This window comes from Blastococcus sp. OS1-29, assembly GCF_057628075.1.
Genome location: NZ_JBXXJK010000009.1, coordinates 117,367 through 136,204, shown reverse-complemented (window position 1 = coordinate 136,204; position 18,838 = coordinate 117,367). Strand labels below are relative to the sequence as shown.

Annotated in this window: 20 protein-coding genes and 1 tRNA gene; 13 read left to right on the top strand and 8 right to left on the bottom strand. The window is 72.9% G+C overall.

From position 1 onward, the window contains the following. Positions 1-12: 12 nt before the first annotated feature. From AC2H4J_RS21530 to AC2H4J_RS21515, 4 genes are all read right to left on the bottom strand, one after another. A complete protein-coding gene (locus tag AC2H4J_RS21530) occupies positions 13-888 on the bottom strand; it encodes a permease (RefSeq protein ID WP_487466958.1) in 876 nt (291 codons plus the stop codon). Next, on the bottom strand, positions 888-1,466 hold the full coding sequence (locus tag AC2H4J_RS21525; RefSeq protein ID WP_487466957.1) for a permease: 579 nt from the start codon (positions 1,464-1,466) through the stop codon (positions 888-890). The genes AC2H4J_RS21530 and AC2H4J_RS21525 overlap by 1 nt, the downstream gene beginning before the upstream one ends. A 32-nt stretch (positions 1,467-1,498) precedes the next feature. After that, positions 1,499-1,771, bottom strand: a complete 273-nt coding sequence (locus AC2H4J_RS21520) for an SHOCT domain-containing protein (protein ID WP_487466956.1) — start codon at positions 1,769-1,771, stop codon at positions 1,499-1,501. Between the two features lie 138 nt (positions 1,772-1,909). Next, positions 1,910-3,061, bottom strand: coding sequence for a DUF2218 domain-containing protein (locus AC2H4J_RS21515; protein WP_487466955.1), 1,152 nt, complete (start codon positions 3,059-3,061; stop codon positions 1,910-1,912). Positions 3,062-3,222: 161 nt separating this feature from the next. Between AC2H4J_RS21515 and AC2H4J_RS21510 the strand changes: the two genes are divergently transcribed. The 5 genes from AC2H4J_RS21510 to AC2H4J_RS21490 all read left to right on the top strand — a co-directional run bounded on the left by AC2H4J_RS21510 (position 3,223) and on the right by AC2H4J_RS21490 (position 6,321). Next, the gene (locus tag AC2H4J_RS21510; protein ID WP_487466954.1) at positions 3,223-3,489 is read left to right on the top strand and encodes a metal-sensitive transcriptional regulator; all 267 of its coding nucleotides are present in this window, start codon (positions 3,223-3,225) and stop codon (positions 3,487-3,489) included. Between the two features lie 12 nt (positions 3,490-3,501). Continuing rightward, positions 3,502-3,825 carry a rhodanese-like domain-containing protein gene (locus tag AC2H4J_RS21505; RefSeq protein ID WP_487466953.1) on the top strand — a complete coding sequence of 108 codons (324 nt, stop codon included), beginning with the start codon at positions 3,502-3,504 and terminating at the stop codon, positions 3,823-3,825. A 59-nt stretch (positions 3,826-3,884) separates the two neighbouring features. Further along, positions 3,885-5,264 carry a rhodanese-like domain-containing protein gene (locus AC2H4J_RS21500; protein ID WP_487466952.1) on the top strand — a complete coding sequence of 460 codons (1,380 nt, stop codon included), beginning with the start codon at positions 3,885-3,887 and terminating at the stop codon, positions 5,262-5,264. Between the two features lie 42 nt (positions 5,265-5,306). Further along, positions 5,307-5,480, top strand: a complete 174-nt coding sequence (locus AC2H4J_RS21495) for a hypothetical protein (protein ID WP_487466951.1) — start codon at positions 5,307-5,309, stop codon at positions 5,478-5,480. 67 nt (positions 5,481-5,547) lie between these two features. Further along, positions 5,548-6,321, top strand: a complete 774-nt coding sequence (locus AC2H4J_RS21490; RefSeq protein ID WP_487466950.1) for a sulfite exporter TauE/SafE family protein — start codon at positions 5,548-5,550, stop codon at positions 6,319-6,321. 98 nt (positions 6,322-6,419) lie between these two features. Here the strand turns inward: AC2H4J_RS21490 and AC2H4J_RS21485 are convergent, their stop codons facing one another. Then, a complete protein-coding gene (locus AC2H4J_RS21485; RefSeq protein ID WP_487466949.1) occupies positions 6,420-7,067 on the bottom strand; it encodes a hypothetical protein in 648 nt (215 codons plus the stop codon). A gap of 176 nt (positions 7,068-7,243) precedes the next feature. After that, positions 7,244-7,326, bottom strand: a tRNA-Leu gene (locus AC2H4J_RS21480). 178 nt (positions 7,327-7,504) lie between these two features. Between AC2H4J_RS21480 and AC2H4J_RS21475 the strand changes: the two genes are divergently transcribed. The 7 genes from AC2H4J_RS21475 (at position 7,505) to pknB (ending at position 16,781) form a co-directional block, all read left to right on the top strand. After that, positions 7,505-8,329: an FHA domain-containing protein gene (locus AC2H4J_RS21475; protein ID WP_487466948.1), complete on the top strand. Its 825-nt coding sequence runs from the start codon at positions 7,505-7,507 to the stop codon at positions 8,327-8,329. Positions 8,330-8,363: 34 nt separating this feature from the next. Beyond that, on the top strand, positions 8,364-8,831 hold the full coding sequence (locus tag AC2H4J_RS21470; RefSeq protein WP_487466947.1) for an FHA domain-containing protein FhaB/FipA: 468 nt from the start codon (positions 8,364-8,366) through the stop codon (positions 8,829-8,831). Continuing rightward, entirely contained in the window at positions 8,828-10,201 is a 1,374-nt protein-coding gene (locus tag AC2H4J_RS21465) for a PP2C family protein-serine/threonine phosphatase (protein ID WP_487466946.1), read from the top strand. The genes AC2H4J_RS21470 and AC2H4J_RS21465 overlap by 4 nt, the downstream gene beginning before the upstream one ends. Next, positions 10,201-11,616: an FtsW/RodA/SpoVE family cell cycle protein gene (locus AC2H4J_RS21460; RefSeq protein ID WP_487466945.1), complete on the top strand. Its 1,416-nt coding sequence runs from the start codon at positions 10,201-10,203 to the stop codon at positions 11,614-11,616. The genes AC2H4J_RS21465 and AC2H4J_RS21460 overlap by 1 nt, the downstream gene beginning before the upstream one ends. Beyond that, positions 11,613-13,046 carry a peptidoglycan D,D-transpeptidase FtsI family protein gene (locus tag AC2H4J_RS21455; RefSeq protein WP_487466944.1) on the top strand — a complete coding sequence of 478 codons (1,434 nt, stop codon included), beginning with the start codon at positions 11,613-11,615 and terminating at the stop codon, positions 13,044-13,046. The genes AC2H4J_RS21460 and AC2H4J_RS21455 overlap by 4 nt, the downstream gene beginning before the upstream one ends. Then, positions 13,046-14,740 (top strand): serine/threonine-protein kinase, encoded by a 1,695-nt coding sequence (locus tag AC2H4J_RS21450; RefSeq protein ID WP_487466943.1) that lies wholly within the window; start codon positions 13,046-13,048, stop codon positions 14,738-14,740. Before AC2H4J_RS21455 ends, AC2H4J_RS21450 begins: the two co-directional genes overlap by 1 nt. A gap of 151 nt (positions 14,741-14,891) precedes the next feature. Continuing rightward, a complete protein-coding gene (pknB, locus tag AC2H4J_RS21445; protein ID WP_487466942.1) occupies positions 14,892-16,781 on the top strand; it encodes a Stk1 family PASTA domain-containing Ser/Thr kinase in 1,890 nt (629 codons plus the stop codon). Here pknB and AC2H4J_RS21440 read toward each other — a convergent pair. Further along, positions 16,778-17,416 (bottom strand): aminodeoxychorismate/anthranilate synthase component II, encoded by a 639-nt coding sequence (locus AC2H4J_RS21440; RefSeq protein ID WP_487466941.1) that lies wholly within the window; start codon positions 17,414-17,416, stop codon positions 16,778-16,780. The two genes, pknB and AC2H4J_RS21440, sit on opposite strands and share 4 nt — an antisense overlap. Continuing rightward, positions 17,413-18,162, bottom strand: a complete 750-nt coding sequence (locus tag AC2H4J_RS21435) for a DUF881 domain-containing protein (protein ID WP_487466940.1) — start codon at positions 18,160-18,162, stop codon at positions 17,413-17,415. The genes AC2H4J_RS21440 and AC2H4J_RS21435 overlap by 4 nt, the downstream gene beginning before the upstream one ends. A gap of 107 nt (positions 18,163-18,269) precedes the next feature. Between AC2H4J_RS21435 and crgA the strand changes: the two genes are divergently transcribed. After that, on the top strand, positions 18,270-18,542 hold the full coding sequence (crgA, locus tag AC2H4J_RS21430) for a cell division protein CrgA (RefSeq protein ID WP_487466939.1): 273 nt from the start codon (positions 18,270-18,272) through the stop codon (positions 18,540-18,542). Positions 18,543-18,838 lie beyond the last annotated feature (296 nt).

The following is an 18,838-nucleotide window of genomic DNA, read 5'->3' as shown; positions in this document are numbered from 1 at the left end:
GCGTGGGCGTGCTCACGGCGCTCGGGTTTGGACTGGACCCGCAGCGGGACCGTCATCCCGTGGCCGGGTCAGAAAGGCTGCGGCTCGTGCGCGGGCTAGACCGCGGTCCCGTCGACGACGATGAACGAGAGCACGTCCCCGGTGAGCACCGTGGTGACGTCGAGCCCACTCTCGAGAACGTCCCGGACGTCGGTGTGGTCCCGCGGTCCGACTACCCCCATCCGCTCGTCGCCGACCATCGCGGCAAGGTCCGCCGGTGGGCGGTCGGCGGCGTGCAGCTCGACGGCCGAGGCTGATCACGCTCCTCAGCGCTGGGGTGGCCATGTCGTCGGGACCGCCACCCATGATCGCCAGCATCTCCCCGCCGCCGCTGCGCAGGAACCGGACGACGAGGACGGCGGCGAGGACGAGGAATGCGAAGTTGAGGAACGTCGTGTAGTTCCAGGAGAACGACGCCTCCTCCACCTGGGCGTTGCGCGTGGTGGGTACAAGCCCGAGCACGCCGAAGACGAGCTCGACGAGGTAGCCGGCGACAACGGACGCGGCGTAGAAGGTGCCGGCGAGGAAGGCGGCCGCCTTCGCGCCGTAGTAGCGCCGCTTGATGTTCAGGATCGGGATGATCAGCAGGTCGGCGAAGATGAAGCTGACCACGCCGCCGAAGCTGATCCCGCCGTTCCACAACACCGCCGCCAGCGGCACGTTCCCGATCGAGCACACGAAGGACAGCACCGCGACGACCGGGCCGACCAGCGGGCCCCAGATCTGGGCCCACACCGGATGATCGACGAGGAAGAACGCCTGCCAGAACGACTCGGGCACCCAAGCGGCGATGGCGCCGGCGATGAGCAGCCCGGCGACGATGTCCCGCAGCACTGCGGCCCACTCCATTACGAAGATGTGACTGACCGCGGTGAACCCGCGCGGCGAGAGCAGCCGCCGCCGCAGCGACCCGCCCTCGGTTCTGACATGTCCATCGCGGCGTGGCCCTCCATCGACCCAGCCAGGCCCTTGTCGGCCTGGGTGCGGGCGGCGCGCAGCATCCCCGGGCGCAGCAGCAGCCGGAACAGCAGCGCGAGGACGCCGATCATGATCACGCCGCCGGCGTACTCGGCGACGGCGAACTGCCAGCCCATCAGCAGGATCAGGATGATGCCGAGCTCGATGACGAGGTTGGTGGAGGCGACCTCGAACGCCATCGCCGCGGTGAAGTTCGCGCCCTTGCGGAACAGCGAGCGGGCCAGCGCCACCGCCGCATAGGAGCAGGAGGAGGACGCCGCACCCAGCCCGGCGGCGGTCAGCAGGGTCTTGGGTCGGTCGTTCCCGAGCAGCCCGATGACCGACTCCCGGCGCACGACGGCCTGCACGATCGCCGAGAGTGCGAAGCCGAGGATCAGCGCCCAGGTGATCTCCCAGGTCATCGACGCGGCCAGCTGCAGGGCGTGGCCGAGGGCGCGCAGGATCTCCACGCCGGTCTCTCTACCCCCGGCGCGGAGCAGCGTCAGCGGGTCAGCGCACCGGTGTCGCGAAGCGTGGCCAGCTGCTGGCGGTACTGCTCGTCCGTGAGCTCCCCGCGCGCGAAGCGCTCGGCGAGGATCTGCTCGGCCGACCGCGACGGCGCGGCCGAGCCGTCGGACTGCCGGGTGTAGCGGACCAGCAGCATGCCGCCGAGCACCAGCAGGGCGATGAACAGCAGGCTGCTCAGCGTCATGCCGAACCAGCCCCAACCGGTCATGTGGTCACCGACGTACCAGCCCATCATCGCCGTCCCCACTCCTTCACGCGGGCAGCTCCGGCCGCTGCCGGGTCACCGCCAGGTCCCCAGCCTGCGCGCACCCGCCTCGCCCGGCACCGAGCGAAGGTCACCGACGCCAGGGCCCTCCGGCTCCCGTCGCGCCGGACCTCGGCCCGATCACGGCAGCGCACGCGCGGATGGGCTCAGTGGTAGCCGGGCCGCTGGAGGCCTGCCGGTGCCGGCGGAGTCGGCACACCGCCAGGCTGGGTGTCGCTGACCCACGTGACGGTGGGCTCGTTGCGCTGGCCGAAGCGCTCCAGGTGGCCGCCGAGCACGTGCTGCACCCGGCGCAGGGTCGGGCGCCTCGGCGATCAGGGTGAGCGCGCCGTCGCCGACCACCACCCGGCCGGTGCCGCCGGCGATCTCGGCCGTCGAGGTGTCCCCATCGGTGGAACAGGAGGTGCGGTGGCCCAAGTGGGACGGCGGCTGCTTCGCGTACCGCTCCGGGGTGCCGGTGGGCACCGCGGCACGAGTGGTGAGGACGGCCATGCCCGCGCCTCCTCCTCGCCGCCGACAGGTCGGTTGTGGCTCTGCCTCGCGTTCCGAGTTGGTGAAGCGACAGCCGAACGCCGAGTCGGTGACACCGATGTCGTGCCCGCTGCGGCCCGGGCTACCCGCGGCGGGAGCTCGAGGGCGCGGGCGGCGACCGACGTGCTCACCGATCGCCCCGCTCAGGTCGACCGGCGGTCGCGCCCACGGCGTCCCGCAGGCTGCGCCGGTGAGGGTGAGCTGGCGGCGATAGTGCTCGAAATGCCGGGTGCCGTACCGGTACACCTCTGCCAGCGACATCCACCCGGTGAAGTACGGATCCCACCCGGTCGGCATCGACATGCCGCGGTGCAGCGCCGCCTCGGTCTCGCGCGCCAGCCGGCGCTGCAGCCTAGCGATGACGCGCCCGCCGAGCGCGTCGATCCGGGCCGGGGGCAGCAGCCAGGCGGCGAGCACCGGCCCGGCGTAGTTGATCACGTGGAAGGGCCGTGCGGCGGCGTTGAGCAGCGCCGCCCACCCGCGTCCGGCCGGCACCGGCAGCCGGCCCATGCCGCGCACCAGCGGCAGCAGCACCCGCACCACCGCGTAGCCGAGCACCATGTGGAACAGCAGCTGGTGGTTGGTCCACCGTATGCCGTCGCTGCGCCGGCGCAGCTCGGCGGGGTCGGCGGTGGTGAGCAGGGCGTGCAGCCGCTGCCGGGCGGCGGCCATCTCGCCGGCGATCGCGGTCCGGTCCACCGGTGGCCCGGCCGCGAGACCGGTCGGCGTCCGACTGCTCACCCGATCACCGTGGCCGTACCGCGAAGGGGACCGCAACCCCGGCCGGCGTCAACCGTCGCGGACCGAGGGCGAGAGGGACGGCTGCGGGGCGACCCGAGCGTGGGAACCATCACTGACCCAACGGTTGCGGATACCCCCGGGGGTACTCCACTATGGAGTGCGTGAACATCCCCCAGGGCGAGCTCGCCGACGTCGTCAAGCGCCTCAAGCGCATCGAGGGCCAGATCGGCGGCATCGTCCGCATGATCGAGGACGGCCGGGACTGCTCGGCCGTCGTCACCCAGCTGGCCGCGGCGTCGAAGGCGCTGAGCAAGGCCGGGTTCGCCGTGGTCTCCACCGGGATGCGCTACTGCTCGACCAACGAGTACGGCGAGACCCGCGAGGTCGACCTGCGCGAGCTCGAGCGCCTCTTCCTCTCCCTGGCCTGACCCCACTGACACTTGGAGTACGCCCTGAACCCCCAGATCCCCCAGCTGACCCCCGCTCAGGCCGCCGACCGCACCGACGCCGTCGTGCTCGACGTCCGCGAGGCCGACGAGGTCGCCGAGGCCCGCATCGCGGGCAGCACCCACATCCCGCTGGGCCAGCTGGCCGCTCGCGCCTTGGAGCTCGACCGCAACCGACCGATCATCACCGTCTGCCGCAGCGGTGGTCGCAGCTCGCAGGCCGCGCAGTTCCTCGCCGCCCAGGGCTACGACGCCGCCAACCTCGCCGGCGGCATGACCGCCTGGACCGCCGACGGCCGACCGGTCGCAACCCGCTGACCCGGCTCTCATTTCGGCGACAGATACCCCTACTCCGTACCGTACGGAGGAGCCTTCACGTGCAGATCGACGTCATCGAGACCACCGGCCTCGGCGACCGCAGCTACCTGGTCAGCGACGGCGGTGTCGGCGTGGTCATCGACCCGCAGCGCGACATCGACCGGGTGCTCGCGCTGGCGCAGAAGCGGAACGTCCGCATTGCACTCGTGGCTGAGAGCCATCTCCACAACGACTACCTGACGGGCGGGCTGGAGCTGGCCCGCACCGTAGGCGCGGACTACGCGGTCCCCGCCGGGGACACGGTCGCCTTCGAGCGGACCCCGGCCGCCGATGGCGACGTGCTTGCCGCCGGCCCGATGCGGCTGCGGGTGATGCACACCCCCGGGCACACCCACCACCACGTCAGCTACGTCCTCGCCGGCGCCGACGGCGCGGTGCAGGCGGTGTTCACCGGCGGCTCGATGCTCTACGGCGCCACCGGCCGTACCGACCTGGTCGGCCCCGAGCACACTCACGACCTCACCCACGCCCAGTACCACTCGGTGCGGCGGCTGGTCGACGAGCTGCCCGCCGGCACCCCGGTGTTCCCCAGCCACGGCTTCGGCTCGTTCTGTGCGGCCACCCCGACCAGCGGCGAGTCCTCCACCGTCGGTGAGCAGGCGCGGGTGAACCCGGCGCTGACCCAGGACGAGCAGACCTTCGTCGACCAGCTGATCGCCGGCCTGACCGCGATCCCGGCCTGGTACAGCCACATGGGTCCGGTCAACGCCGCCGGCCCGGCCCCGGTGGACCTGTCCATGCCCCGGCTGGTCGACCCCGCCGAGCTCGCCGACCGACTGGCCGCCGGTGAGTGGGTGATCGACCTGCGGAGCCGCACTGCGTTCGCCGCGGGCCACCTGCCCGGTGCGCTGAACTTCGAGCTGGCGATCGCCAACTTCGTCACCTACGTCGGCTGGCTCATCCCGTGGGGTGCGCCGCTGACCCTGATCGGGGAGACCGAGGAGCAGGTCGCCGACGGCCGCCGCGAACTGGTCCGCATCGGCATCGACCGGCTCGCCGGTGCCGCGATCGGCAGCCCCGAGGCCCTGGCCGCCGGCCGCGAGCTGACCTCCTACGCGGTCAGCGACTTCGCCGGCCTGGCCGCGGCGCTGGCCGCCGACCCCGACCTGGTGGTCCTCGACGCCCGCCGCGACGACGAGCGCGCCGGCGGCGGAGTGCGCGGCTCCCTGCACATCCCCATCCACCAGATCGCCGACCGCCTCGACGAGGTCCCGTCCGGCGACGTGTGGGTGTACTGCGGTTCCGGCTACCGCGCCGCCATCGCCGCCTCGCTGCTCGCCCGCGCCGGCCGCCGGCCGGTGCTGGTCAACGGCGGCTACGGCGACTCCGACAGCGGTGCGGCCGCGGCCGGCCTGCACGCCCAGCCCGCCACCGTCTGACGAACTGCACGTTTTCCAGCCACACGAGGAGAGGACCATCCGATGTGCCGAGCGACGACCTGCCGGACCTGCGGCAAGACCACCTGGGCTGGCTGCGGCCAGCATGTGGACCAAGTGATGCGCGGGGTGCCCGCCGCCCAGCGGTGCCCCGGGCACGACACCGACACCCCCACGGCCGGCCCCGGACTGCTGGCGCGGCTGTTCTCCCGCCGGTGACCCCCGTCCGGCCGACCAACGCCGCCGTGCAGCTGCGGCCTCCGGTGGACGGGCCGGCCGCGACCCGATGATCGTCGCGGCGGTCCTCGGCCTCGTCATCGGCGCCCTCATAGGCCTGCTGGGCGGCGGCGGGTCGATCCTGGCCGTGCCGGCGCTGGTCTTCGCCGCCGGGCAGGACCTGCCGCAGGCGGTCGCCACCTCGCTGCTGGTGGTCGGCATCACCTCCCTGGTGGCGCTGCTGCCCCGGCTCCGCGCCGGGCAGATCGGCTGGCGCATCGGGGTGCTGTTCGGGGCCGCCGGGGCCGTCAGCGCCTTCGCCGGTGCCGCGGTCAACCGGCTGCTGCCCGACGACGTCGTCCTCGGCCTGTTCGCCGCCCTGATGATCGCCGCCGGGCTGCGGATGCTGTCGGAGAAGCCCGCCAACGGCGCCGCCTGCGCCACCGACGGCGGCCGCGTCAACTGGCGCCGCTGCCTGCCCCGCACGCTGGGCGGCGGGCTGGTCGTCGGGTTCCTCACCGGCCTGCTCGGCGTCGGCGGCGGCTTCCTCATCATCCCGGTGCTGGTCATCGCGCTGGGGCTGCCCATGACCACCGCGATCGGCACCTCGCTGCTGATCGTCGCGGTGAACTCCGCCGCCGGCTTCGCCGCGCACGCTGGTGAGGCACCCCTGGACGTGCCGGTCACCGTCGCATTCACCGCAGCTGCGGTGCTCGCCGGGCTGGCCGCTGGCCGGGTCGCCACCCGGGTCGACACAGCGCGGCTGCGCCGGTGGTTCGCCTACCTGGTGTTCGCCGTCGCGGCGTTCATCGTCGTCGAGATCGGCGCCGGCCTCCTCGGGTAGCCCGCCGGCCGGCGACACCGCGATGCCACCCGCAGCGGAGCCGAGGTCCGACGGCAGGAGCCGCACCCCGCGTGCCGGCTGCTGCTCCGATGCGGCCCTCAGCCGCCGACTCGGTCCTCGTTCGGGGGGTGAACGCGACCGCGGCCGTCTGCGGCCTGCCACCGTCCTCTGACGCGGCTGCCGCCCGAGGCGCGCGGCGGCGGCGCGGACTCCGGCACGCCTTCCGCCTCGACCTCTGAGCACAGGCGACCGGTGAGCAGCTGCAGTGCGTCGGCGACCGCGAACAGGTGCAGCTCGGCGGTGTCGACGACGACGCTCGCCAGCACCTGGTCGCCGGAGCGGACGTCGAGCGCGACGAGCACGGCCGGCGGCAGGGTCAGCCGGCGATCGGCGTCGACCGGCACCCGGGTCAGCAGCGGGCTGTCGGCGGCGGCGCGGACGACGACGTGCCCGTTCTCCCGGGCGGCGACGAGCAGGGTCTGCGGGGTCCAGCCCAGTGCTCCCAGCGCCTTGCCGAGGTTGACCCGGTTCTGCGCGTCGATGCGCGGCGCGTGCGCGTGCCGGACGGCGCCGTCGCGTGGCGGCCGTGGGGTGCGGTCGGAGATGTGCACGACCGGGGCCAGGACCTCGGCGGCGGCACCCTCGTCGGCACCGTGCGGCCCAGCCTTCGGGCGGAGCGCGTCGGTGCCCGGGTACGGCGCGCGGATGGCGGCGACGCGGTGGGCGGTGTCCAGTCCGGCAGGCATGGACGCACTGGTGCCGGGAGATCCGGCGGTGTCAGTCGATCCGGGGACCGGATCTCCGCCTGTGGATGCTGGCCGGTCTCCGCCGGCTGCGGACGGTGGCCGGTGTGGCCTGCCGTCCGCGGCGCGGGACTGGGTCCCGGCCTTCTGGAGGGACTGGGGGATTCCCCAGTCCGGAGTGGGCAAGGGGGGAGTTGAACCCCCACGTCCTTTCGGACACACGGACCTGAACCGTGCGCGTCTGCCATTCCGCCACTTGCCCTGGCGAGCGACGACATTAGCAGCCGCGGGGCGCCCACCCGGCCGGGGGGGTGACCCGCCACGGGCCTGATCGGCCGTCCCTACGGGGCGTCGCGGGTTCCTGGCCGGTAGCAGGCGTTCGGCCCGGCTACGATCACGGTTGGCACAGCGGGACGTCAGCCGAATGAAGAGGAGCGACTGTGGGTGTGCTGCAGCGCTTCGAGCGACGCCTCGAGGGCATGGTCGGTCTGGCGTTCGCCCGGATCTTCAAGGGCAAGGTCCACCCGGCCGAGATCGCGAAGGCGCTCCAGCGCGAGGCCGACGAGCAGCGGTCGGTGCTCGGCGAGGGCCGGGTCCTGGCGCCCAACGTCTACATCGTGAGCCTCGGCCGCACCGACTTCGAGCACCTGGGCCAGTGGTCGGACCAGTTGGCCGACGAGCTCGCGGACATGGTCGCGGAGCACATCGACGACGAGGGCTACCAGGTCTTCGACAAGGTCGTCGTCCACCTCGAGCGGGACCCGGACCTGCCGACCGGCGTGTTCGAGGTGAGCTCCCAGGTGGCCGACCCGGCCCGGCCGACCTCGCGCGACGACCTCGCCGTCGCCGCTCCGCCGGTCAACGGTCACCCGCCGCTGCCGCCCCTCCCTCCGCTCCCTCCGCTGCGCGGCCGGATCGCCACCGACACCGGCAAGCAGGGGCCCTCCTTCACCGGTCGCGCGGGCTCGCGCCCGGGCGTCTCGCACGTCCTGGTCGTCGACGGTCCCGGCACCCGGCACGAACTCACCACCGGCCGCAACGTCATCGGCCGCGGCACCGAGGCCGACATCCGGCTGCCCGACACCGGCGTCAGCCGCAAGCACGTCGACGTCGTCCTCGACGGGGGAACGGCCACGGTCGAGGACCTCGGCTCCACGAACGGCACGCTCGTCAACGGGCGCCGGGTCAGCCGGCAGCCCCTGGTCGACGGCGATGTGATCCGGATCGGGCACTCGGTGCTGGTCTACCGGCAGGACGGCCAGTGACTCCGCTTGCGAGGAGCAGCAGGCAGGCCGCGACGTGACCGCCGAGATCGTCCTGCAGATCTTCCGCTTCGGCTTCCTGCTGCTGCTGTGGCTGTTCATCTTCGCCGCGTTCCGCGTGGTGCGGGCCGACCTCTTCGGCGGCCGGGCCGGCCGGGTGGCCGCCGTCCCGCCGCGGGCCGCAGCGGTCACGGGCCGCAAGCGCGGCCAGAAGGGCTTCCGCACCCTCGTCGTGACCGCCGGTCCGCTCACCGGAACCAAGATCACCCTCGGCGACCAGCCGATCCTGATCGGTCGGGCCGACGACTCGACGCTGGTGCTGACCGATGACTTCGCCAGCTCCCGCCACGCCCGCCTGACCAACCGCGGGGGACAGTGGTACGTGGAGGACCTCGGCTCCACCAACGGCACCTACCTCGACCAGCAACGGGTCCAGGGACCGCTGCTGATCAACCCCGGCCAGCCGATCCGCATCGGCCAGACCGCACTGGAGCTGCGTACGTGACCCTCGTCCTCAGGTATGCGGCGAGGTCGGACCGCGGCCTGATCCGCGGCAACAACCAGGACTCGGTGTACGCCGGGCCCCGGCTGCTGGCCGTCGCCGACGGAATGGGCGGTCACGCCGCCGGCGACGTCGCGAGCAAGGTGGTCATCGCTGCGCTGGAGCACCTGGACGACGACACCCCCTCCGGTGACCTGCTGCAGTCGCTGCGCGAGGCCGTCTTCGAAGGCAGCGAGCACCTGCGCGAGGTGATCCGCGAATCACCCCAGCTCGAGGGCATGGGGACGACGCTCACCGCGATCCTGTTCGCCGGCGGTCGCCTGGGCCTCTGCCATGTCGGCGACTCCCGCGCATACCTCGTGCGCGACGGGGTCATGTCGCAGATCACGCACGACGACACGTTCGTCCAGACCCTCATCGACGACGGCCGGATCACCCCCGAAGAGGCCAACAGCCATCCGCAGCGCTCGCTGCTGCTGAGGGCGCTGAACGGCCAGGAGGTGGAACCGGACCTCTCGATGCGCGAGTCGCGGGCCGGCGACCGGTACCTGCTCTGCTCCGACGGGCTCTCCGGCGTGGTCAGCGAGGAGACGATCGCCGACGCCCTGAAGGACCCCGACCCCGAGGCCACCGCCGACCGGCTGGTCGAGCTGGCCCTGCGCAGCGGCGGACCCGACAACGTGACGGTGATCGTCGCCGACGTCATCGAGGACACCGGCGGCCGCGGCCGGGTCGACCCGGTGGTCGACGGCGCCGCCGGCGGCTACGTCGGGCAGCGCAAGGTCGACCCCAGCTCCGCGGCCGGCCGCGCCGCGCTCGCCGATCCGCCCGCACCACCGCCTCCGACGCCCACACCGCCGACGGGCGGTGGCCCCTCCGCCCGCCGCCGCCCGCTGCGAACCCTCCTGGTGGCGGTGGCCGTTCTCGTCGTGCTCGTCGGCGGAGCGGTGGGTACCTACATCTGGGCGCTCGGGCACTGGTTCGTGGGCGTCGACGGCAACGGGGACGCCGAGCAGGTCGCGGTCTTCCGCGGGCTCAACGTCTCGGTCGTCGGGTTCGACCTGTTCGAGCTGGACGACGAGACCGGCCTGGCGGTCTCCGACCTCACGCCCGCGGCGCGCAGCCGCGTCCGTGACGGCATCACCGCCACCGGCTCCTCCGACGCCGACCGGATCCTCTCCGCACTGCGCGACCAGCGGCTCCCGCTGTGTCACACCACGCCGGTCACGTCCAGCACCCCGTCCCTGCCCTCCGCCGGCGAGCCGGACACCACGGCCGGTCCGACCACGGTGGGCACCAGCCCGTCGACGACGTCGGCCCGGACGACGGACCCGTCGTCCGAGCCGGGGGTGAACTGCCGGAGGCCCAGCTGATGGGCGGCCCGACGACCGATCCCCGCGCCGCGGCCCCGGGCGCCGCGGTGCCCACCCGGCGGCGCACCGAGGCGCTACTCCTGGCGTTCGCGCTGCTGATCACCGTGGTCGCACAGTCCATCGTCGACCTGACGATCACCGGCTCACTGCGACCGGAGATGGCCGAGTTCAGCGCGTGGATCACCGCGCTGTGGGTGGTGGCCCACCTCGTCGTCCGGAAGTGGGCCTCCTACGCCGATCCGCTGCTCCTCCCGGCGGTGGCCCTGCTCGTCGGCCTCGGGCTGACCGTCATCCACCGGCTGGACCTCGCCGCCGAGCAGCCGGGCAGCACGGTCACCCGGCAGGACGCCCCGGTCCAGCTGATCTGGGCGACCCTCGGCGTCGCGCTGTTCGTCGCCGTCCTCGTGTTCGTGCGCGACCACCGACTGCTGTCCCGCTACGCCTACACGCTGGCGCTGGTCGGCCTGGGCCTGCTGGCCCTGCCGGCCCTGCTGCCGTCGTCGCTGTCGGAGGTCAACGGCGCCAAGATCTGGATCCGGCTGGCCGGCTTCTCCATCCAGCCGGGGGAGTTCGCCAAGATCTGCCTCGTCGTCTTCTTCGCCGCCTACCTGGTCGACAAGCGCGACGTGCTCGCGCTGGCCAGTCGCAAGGTGATGGGCCTCGAGCTGCCCCGCGGGCGCGACCTCGGTCCGGTGCTCGTCGCCTGGATGCTGTCGATCCTCGTGCTGGTCTTCGAGCGTGACCTGGGCAGCTCGCTGCTGCTGTTCGGCATCTTCGTGGTGATGCTCTACATCGCCACCGAGCGGTCGAGCTGGCTGCTCATCGGGGTCGGGCTGTTCGCCGTCGGCGCGTTCGTGGCCTACCACGCGTTCGGTCACGTCCGGGCGCGCGTGGACGTGTGGCTCGACCCGATGGCCTACAAGAACGGTGCGGGCTACCAGCTCGTGCAATCGTTGTTCGGGCTGGGCACCGGCGGCCTGTTCGGCGCCGGACTCGGCGGCGGCCGACCCGACCAGGTGCCGGTGGCCAAGAGCGACTTCATCGCCTCGGCGGTCGGTGAGGAGCTGGGCCTGTTCGGCCTGGTGGCGGTGATCGTCGTCTACCTGATCCTCGTCGAGCGCGGCCTGCGGACGTCGCTCATCGTGCGGGACGCGTTCGGCAAGCTGCTCGCCGCCGGCCTGGCCTTCGCCGTGGCCTGGCAGGTGTTCGTCGTCCTCGGCGGCGTCACCGGGCTGCTCCCGCTCACCGGGCTGACGACGCCGTTCCTGGCCTACGGCGGCTCGTCCCTGGTGGCCAACTTCGTGCTCGTGGCCCTGCTCGTCCGCGTGAGCGATGCCGCCCGTCGTCCGGCAGCGCCGCACGCTGCCCCGCCGCAGCGCCTGGGGGACGCACCCACCGAGGTGGTGCAGCAGTGAACGCCCCGCTGCGCCGCGTCGCGATCAGCGTTCTCGTGCTCTTCACGCTGCTGATCATCAACGTCAACTACATCCAGGTCGTCCGCTCCGACGAGCTGCGCAACAACCAGAGCAACACCCGGCTGCTCGCGGAGGAGTACGACCGCGAGCGTGGCTCGATCGTTGTGGCGGGCACCGAGATCGCGCTGTCCAAGCGCACGAACGACCGGCTGACCTTCCTGCGCCAGTACCCCGGCGCCGGGGTGTACGCGCCGGTCACCGGCTACTACTCCCTCACCTACGGCAAGACCGGGCTCGAGGCGGCCGAGAACGACCTGCTGGCCGGCACGGACCCGCGGCTGGTCTTCCGCCGCATCGCCGACCTGTTCACCGGGCGCGACCCGGCCGGCGGCAACGTCGAGCTGACCCTCGATCCCGCGGTGCAGCAGGCCGCCATGGACGGCCTGAAAGACGTCACCGGCGCCGTCGTCGCGCTCGACCCGTCGACCGGGGCGGTCCTCGGGCTGGCCAGCACGCCGACGTTCGACCCGAACCAGCTGTCCAGCCACGACCCGGCCGCGATCCGCGCCTACCGCGAGCAGCTCTCCGACGACCAGACCACGAACCAGGCGATCTCCGAGCGCTACTCCCCCGGCTCGATCTTCAAGGTGGTCGTGTCGGCGGCGGCGCTGGCCTCCGGCAACTACACCCCCGACACCGCCATCCCGGCGCCGGATCTGCTCACCCTGCCCGGCACCAGCACGACGATGCAGAACTACAACGGGGAGAGCTGCAACGGCGGCGCGGACCAGAAGCTGATCGACGCCCTGACCATCTCCTGCAACACCGCCTTCGCCGACCTCGGCATCAAGCTCGGCGAGCAGCGCATCCGGGACATGGCCGAGGCGTTCGGCATCGACGACCAGAAGTTCAAGATGCCTCTCACCGTCGTCGCGAGCACCCTCGGGAACATCGAGAACGACGCGCAGCTCGGGGTGAGTTCGATCGGCCAGCAGGACGTCCAGCTGACGCCCATGCAGGCCGCCATGATCGCCGCCGCGGTGGCGAACAAGGGCTCGCTGATGAAGCCCTACCTCGTGTCGCAGGTGCAGGCCCCCGACCTGACCGTGATCGACAAGACCGATCCCGAGGAGCTGAGCCGGCCCGTCTCCGCACAGGTCGCCGGCCAGCTCACCGACATGATGATCAGCGTCGTGAACAACGGCACCGGGCGGAAGGCGCGCATCGACGGCGTCCAGGTCGCCGGCAAGACCGGGACGGCGGAGAACGCCGGGGACGACAACTCCTGGTTCATCGGCTTCGCGCCGGCGGACCGCCCGAAGATCGCCGTCGCGGTGTTCGTCCGGCACGGCGGCCGTACCGGCGGCGACATCTCCGCGCCGATCGCCCGAGCCGTGATCCAGGCCCACCTGCAGGGACAGGGGGGCTGATGGCGCTGGCAACCGGCAGCCTGCTGGCGGGCCGCTACGAGATCACCGCCGCGATCGCGACCGGCGGGATGGGCGAGGTGTGGAAGGCGCGCGACCGGGTCCTCGACCGGATCGTGGCGGCCAAGGTGCTCAAGAGCGAGTACACCGGCGACCCGAACTTCCTGGCCCGCTTCCGCAACGAGGCGCGCCACACCGCGGCGCTGACCCACCAGAACATCGCGTCGGTCTACGACTACGGCGAGACGGTCGACGACACCGGCACCCAGCAACTGGCGTTCCTGGTCATGGAGTTCGTCGAGGGCCAGCCGCTGGTCACGATCCTGCACGACGAGGGTGCCCTGCCCGTCGACTGGACACTGCACGTCCTCGGCCAGTCCGCGGACGGGCTGTCGGCGGCCCACCGGGCCGGGGTCGTGCACCGCGACATCAAGCCCGGCAACCTCATGGTCCGCCCGGACGGCGTGGTGAAGCTGACCGACTTCGGCATCGCCCAGGCACGCGACAGCACGCCGCTCACCCGCACCGGCATGGTCGTCGGCACCGCCCAGTACCTCTCCCCGGAACAGGCCCAGGGCATGGAGGTGACCGCGGCGTCGGACGTCTACTCCCTCGGCGTGGTGGGCTTCGAGTGCCTGGCCGGGGTCCGCCCGTTCGACGGCGCCTCGCAGGTGGCCATCGCGCTGGCGCACATCAACCGGCCGCCCCCGCCGCTGCCGAGCCACGTGCCACCCGCCGTCCGCCTGCTCATCGAGCGCGCCCTGGCCAAGGACCCGGCCGACCGCTTCCCCGACGGCGCCGCCTTCGCCGAGGCCGTGCGCCGCGTCGCCTCGGGCGGCACCCTCGCCCCCGTCGCCCCCGTGGTCGGCCCGCGCACCACCCCCACGCAGGTCGTCGAGGGCGGCGTCGCCGGCGGCGCCCTGGCCGGAGGCGCCGCAGCCGCGGCGCTCGCGGAGTCCCGGACCCAGGTGATCCCGGCGACCGGACCGGGCGTCCTGGCCGCGTCCGACGGTCCGGTGACCGGGCAGGCCGGGCCGATGCCCCCGCTGCAGGCGCCCCCGGACGACGACTGGGGCGCCGCCGACGACGAGCCACCGCGCGGGCGCGGCCGGTGGGCGTGGCTCGCCGGGGCGGTGCTCCTGGTGCTGCTGCTGGTCGGCGGCGCCTGGTACCTGCTCGGCGACGGCAACCGCGGGGCGGGTGGCGCGGTGGCCACCGGCACCAGCCAGTCGGGCGCCTCGGCGACCGGGATCCTGCTGGATCCCGCCGCCTTCGTCGGCCGGCCGGCCGACGAGGTGCAGGCAACGCTCGAGGCGGCCGGCCTGAAGGTCACCCAGAAGGACGCCGACGACGCCGAGCTGGCGCAGGCGGGCACGGCGCTGGACGCCGGCGACGTCGCGGGACTGCGGCCGTCGGGAGTGGTGGCGGCCCCGGGCACCCAGGTCATCCTGCTCGTGGCGAAGAAGGCCTACGTCCCGGCCGACCGGGCGACCGGGCGACCGACGAGCACCACCCCCAAGACGACCAGCGCGCCGGCGACCACCACGCCGCCCCCGACGACGACGCCTCCCACCACGACACCGACGACCACCACGACGACGCCGCAGTCCGGGTCCTCGGCACCGCCGCCGCCGGATTCGCCGCCCGTGGAATCGCCCGTCGGCAACGGGACTCCTGCGGCGAGTGGGGCCGGGTGAGCGTGCTGGTCCCGATCTCCCCGGAATCGCCGGGATCAGCGGATACGCTCGGCGCCGACTCACCTGCTGCTGCACGCCCGTGGCACGGGGCGAGCGCGCTCGCCGACGCCCCCGTCCGGACGACCCCCCGCACCGCCCGAGAGGATCTCCGATGACCACGCCGCAGGTGCTCGGTGAGCGCTACGAGATCGGCGGGGTCCTCGGGCGGGGAGGCATGGCCGAGGTGCACCGCGGCCGCGATCTGCGGCTCGGCCGCGAGGTCGCGGTGAAGGTGCTGCGCAGCGACCTGGCCCGCGACCCGTCGTTCCAGGTGCGCTTCCGCCGCGAGGCCCAGGCGGCGGCGTCGCTCAACCACCCGGCGATCGTCGCGGTGTACGACACCGGCGAGGACCGCACCACGACGGGCGCCACTCCGTACATCGTCATGGAGTACGTCGAGGGCGAGACGCTCCGCGACGTCATCCGCCGCGAAGGGCACCTGTCCCCCGAGCGCGCGATGAGCCTCGCGGCCGACATCTGTGGCGCCCTGGACTTCAGCCACCGCAACGGCATCGTCCACCGCGACGTCAAGCCCGGGAACGTGATGATCACGCCCCAGGGCACGGTCAAGGTCATGGACTTCGGCATCGCCCGTGCTGTCTCCGACTCCGCCGCGACGATGACCTCCACGGCCGCCGTCATCGGCACGGCCCAGTACCTCTCGCCGGAGCAGGCCCGCGGCGACAGCGTGGACGCGCGGTCGGACGTCTACTCGATGGGATGCCTGCTCTACGAGCTGGTGACCGGTGCGCCCCCGTTCAGCGGTGACTCCCCGGTCGCGGTCGCCTACCAGCACGTCCGCGAGGACCCGCGGCTGCCGTCGTCCATCAACCCCGACGTCCCGCCCGCGCTGGACGCGATCCTGCTCAAGGCCATGAGCAAGAACCCGGCCAACCGGTACCAGTCGGCCGCCGAGATGCGCAACGACCTGCTGCGCGCCCTGGCCGGGCAGCGGGTCGAGGCGACGCCGGTGATGGGCGACGCCGAGAAGACGACGATCCTGGCCGCGGCGCCCGGCGGGTACGGCGGCTACCGCCAGGACGACCGGTGGGACGACGAGGACCAGCAAGCCCGCCGCCGTCGCCGGAAGATCATCGCGATAGTGGCGGTGCTCGCCGTCCTGCTGCTCGGCGGCGCGATCGCCGCGGCGATCGCCCTCAGCGGCGGCGACGCGAAGCCCACCACGCCGACGAACGTCAACGTGCCCGGTGTGCAGAACCTGGACCAGGCGGCGGCCGAGAAGGCCATCACCGATGCGGGCCTCAAGGTCGGCGACGTGAGGCAGGCCCCGAGCACCACCATCGCGGCGGGCAAGGTGATCAGCAGCGACCCGGCCGGCGGAGCCAGCGTCGCCAAGGGCAGCACGGTCAAGCTCGTCGTCAGCGCCGGGCCCGACACCATCGCCGTGCCCAACGTCGTCGGCCTCAGCGAGGACCGCGCCCGCAGCACCCTGCAGAACGCCGGATTCACCAGCGTGAGCTCACAGCCCGCCGACTCCCTGGAGGACCAGGGCAACGTCGTCGCCGTCGACCCCGCCGAGGGCCAGCAGGCCGCCAAGAACACGACGATCCGGCTGAAGATCTCCACCGGCACCATCAAGCTCCCCGACGTGAAGGGCAAGACCGCGGCGGATGCGCAGAAGGCCCTGACCGACGCCGGCTTCTCGGCCGGTCAGATCCGGACGGCCGACGCCGACGCCGGCACCGCCGCCCCGGGCACCGTGGTCAACACCGATCCCGGCGCCGGCACGGCCGTCGGGCGGGGGGACACGATCACCCTCCAGGTCGCCAAGGCCGACAACACGCGCCCCGTCCCGGACGTGCGCGGGAAGTCCGAGGCAGACGCCCGGAAGATCCTCACCGACGCCGGCTTCACGAACGTCCGGCGTCAGGACACGGAGGGCACCCCGCAGGACGCGGGGAAGGTCATCAACACCAATCCGCAGCCGGGCGAGAAGGCAGCTCCCGACGAGGAGATCGTCCTGCTGGTCGTACCCAGCTAGCCCGGCAGGCCGTCGGCCGTCGCCGCCCCGATGGCTGCCGGGTCGGGTGGCAGGCCGCATGCGGTCAGCCAGTTGGCCAGCAGCCGGTGACCGCCCTGGGTCAGCACCGACTCCGGGTGGAACTGGACACCCTCGATCGGCAGCTCGCGGTGGCGCAGCGCCATGACGGTCCCCGACTCGGTCCGACCGGTGACCTCCAGCTCGGCGGGCAGCGTGGCCGGGTCGACGGCCAGGGAGTGGTACCGGGTCGCCGTGAACGGCGACGGCAGGCCGGCCAGGATCCCCCGGCCCTCGTGCAGCACCTGGCTGGTGCGGCCGTGCAGGAGCTCCGGTGCGCGGCCCACGGCGGCGCCGAAGGCCGTGGCGATCGCCTGGTGGCCCAGGCACACCCCCAGGACCGGGAGACCCCGCTGGCCGGCCGCCCGCACCATGGGCACGGTCACGCCGGCCGCGGACGGCGTTCCCGGACCGGGCGAGAGCAGCACGCCGGCCACCCCGAGGTCGGCCGGCTCGTCGACGTCGACGGCATCGTTGCGCCGCACGATGCACGTGGCGCCCAGCTGCTCCAGGTAGTGCACGAGGGTGAACACGAAGCTGTCGACGTTGTCGACGACCAGCACCGGACGCCCGGTCACTCCGCGGTCGCGTACTGCAGCGTCAGCAGGTTGGTGTATGCCGGCACGGTGACCTGCGCCCGCTCGCGCACCGAGAAGGTCAGCCCGAAGGCGTCGACCGCCTGCTGGAGGTCGGCCACCTGACGCGAACCCGCCAGCTGGGTGCGGATCGCGGCGGCGTCGCCGATGGCGGTGATGACGAACGGGGGCGAGTAGGTGCGCCCCTGGAGCAGCAGGGTGTTGCCGACGCACCGGATGGCGCTGGTGGCGATCAATCGCTGGTCCATGATCGCCACCCCGTCGGACGCCGCCGCCCACACGGCGTTCACCACGGCCTGGACGTCGGACTGGTGGATCACCAGGTCGTCGGGCCGGGCGTTGACCGGCAGGCTGCCGTCGGGCCGGGCAGGGGCGTCGTCGAGGGTGATGACCACGCCCGGGCCGGTCAGCGGGACCAGCCCGGCGGAGACGGCGCCCGCATCTCCCGCCCGCTGGGCCGCCCCCACCGCACTGTCCCGGGTGCCCGCCTGCTTGGTCAACCGCTGGACCTGGGCCTGCAGGTCCGAGAGCTCACTCGCCTGGCGGGCGATCGCGGCCTCACGGGTGGCGATCAGCCCCGACAGCTCGGTGACGTCACCGGCCCGCAGGTCGGTGCCCTGGGCGGTCCGTCCGGACGTCGCGAAGAGCAGTCCGGCGGCCAGTGCCACCACCGGGACCAGCACGCTCCAGGCCGACGGACGGCGCCCGCGCAGCGTCCAGCGCGCCACGAGCCACCTCCTCGCCCGTCCCGGCACGTTCCGAGTTCCCCCAGAGCTTAGGCTGGGGAGCAGTACCGGCCGGAGTGACGGCCCGGCCCCCGGAGGGAGAACGCAGGTTGCCCAAGTCCAAGGTGCGCAAGAAGTCGGCCTACACACCGCCGGAGGGTGTGCTGCAGTCGCGCGCCGCGCAGGCTCGCGTCGCCCAGCCAAGCCCGCGCTGGTACGCCCCGCTGATGGTCGCGCTGATGGTCATCGGCCTGCTGTGGATCGTCGTCTACTACGTCGCCGGTGACCGCATCCCGTTCATGGTCACCCTCGGCCCGTGGAACTTCGCGATCGGCTTCGGCGCCATGGTGGCGGGGTTGGTCATGTCGATGCGCTGGCGCTGAATCGGCGTCCGCATACCGCAGGCCCTCGTCCCCTTCGGGGGGCGGGGGCCTTCGTCGTTCCTGGTTGCACCGCTGTGCACAGAGCGATGCTCCGTCCACAGGTCGACATGGCGCTCCACCCCCAGGGTTGTCCACCGTGTGTGGAGAGACGGAACGGACCCGAACCGCTCTGACCTGGCCTTTTCGGGCGGGTGGGACGGATGTGACGTGACGCGCACGCCGGTAACTACACGGGTGTGAGTCTGTCCCCAGCTGTGTACCCAGCTGTGGATGTGTCGACTTGGCGGCGGCGGTGA

What these genes read in the sequence shown, in the direction of transcription:
- AC2H4J_RS21460 (WP_487466945.1), top strand. Translation starts at nt 10,201, where the DNA reads ATGGGCGGCCCGACGACCGATCCCCGCGCCGCGGCCCCGGGCGCCGCG.
- AC2H4J_RS21485 (WP_487466949.1), bottom strand. Translation starts at nt 7,067, where the DNA reads ATGCCTGCCGGACTGGACACCGCCCACCGCGTCGCCGCCATCCGCGCG.
- AC2H4J_RS21450 (WP_487466943.1), top strand. Translation starts at nt 13,046, where the DNA reads ATGGCGCTGGCAACCGGCAGCCTGCTGGCGGGCCGCTACGAGATCACC.
- AC2H4J_RS21495 (WP_487466951.1), top strand. Translation starts at nt 5,307, where the DNA reads ATGTGCCGAGCGACGACCTGCCGGACCTGCGGCAAGACCACCTGGGCT.
- AC2H4J_RS21530 (WP_487466958.1), bottom strand. Translation starts at nt 888, where the DNA reads ATGGAGTGGGCCGCAGTGCTGCGGGACATCGTCGCCGGGCTGCTCATC.
- pknB (WP_487466942.1), top strand. Translation starts at nt 14,892, where the DNA reads ATGACCACGCCGCAGGTGCTCGGTGAGCGCTACGAGATCGGCGGGGTC.
- AC2H4J_RS21490 (WP_487466950.1), top strand. Translation starts at nt 5,548, where the DNA reads ATGATCGTCGCGGCGGTCCTCGGCCTCGTCATCGGCGCCCTCATAGGC.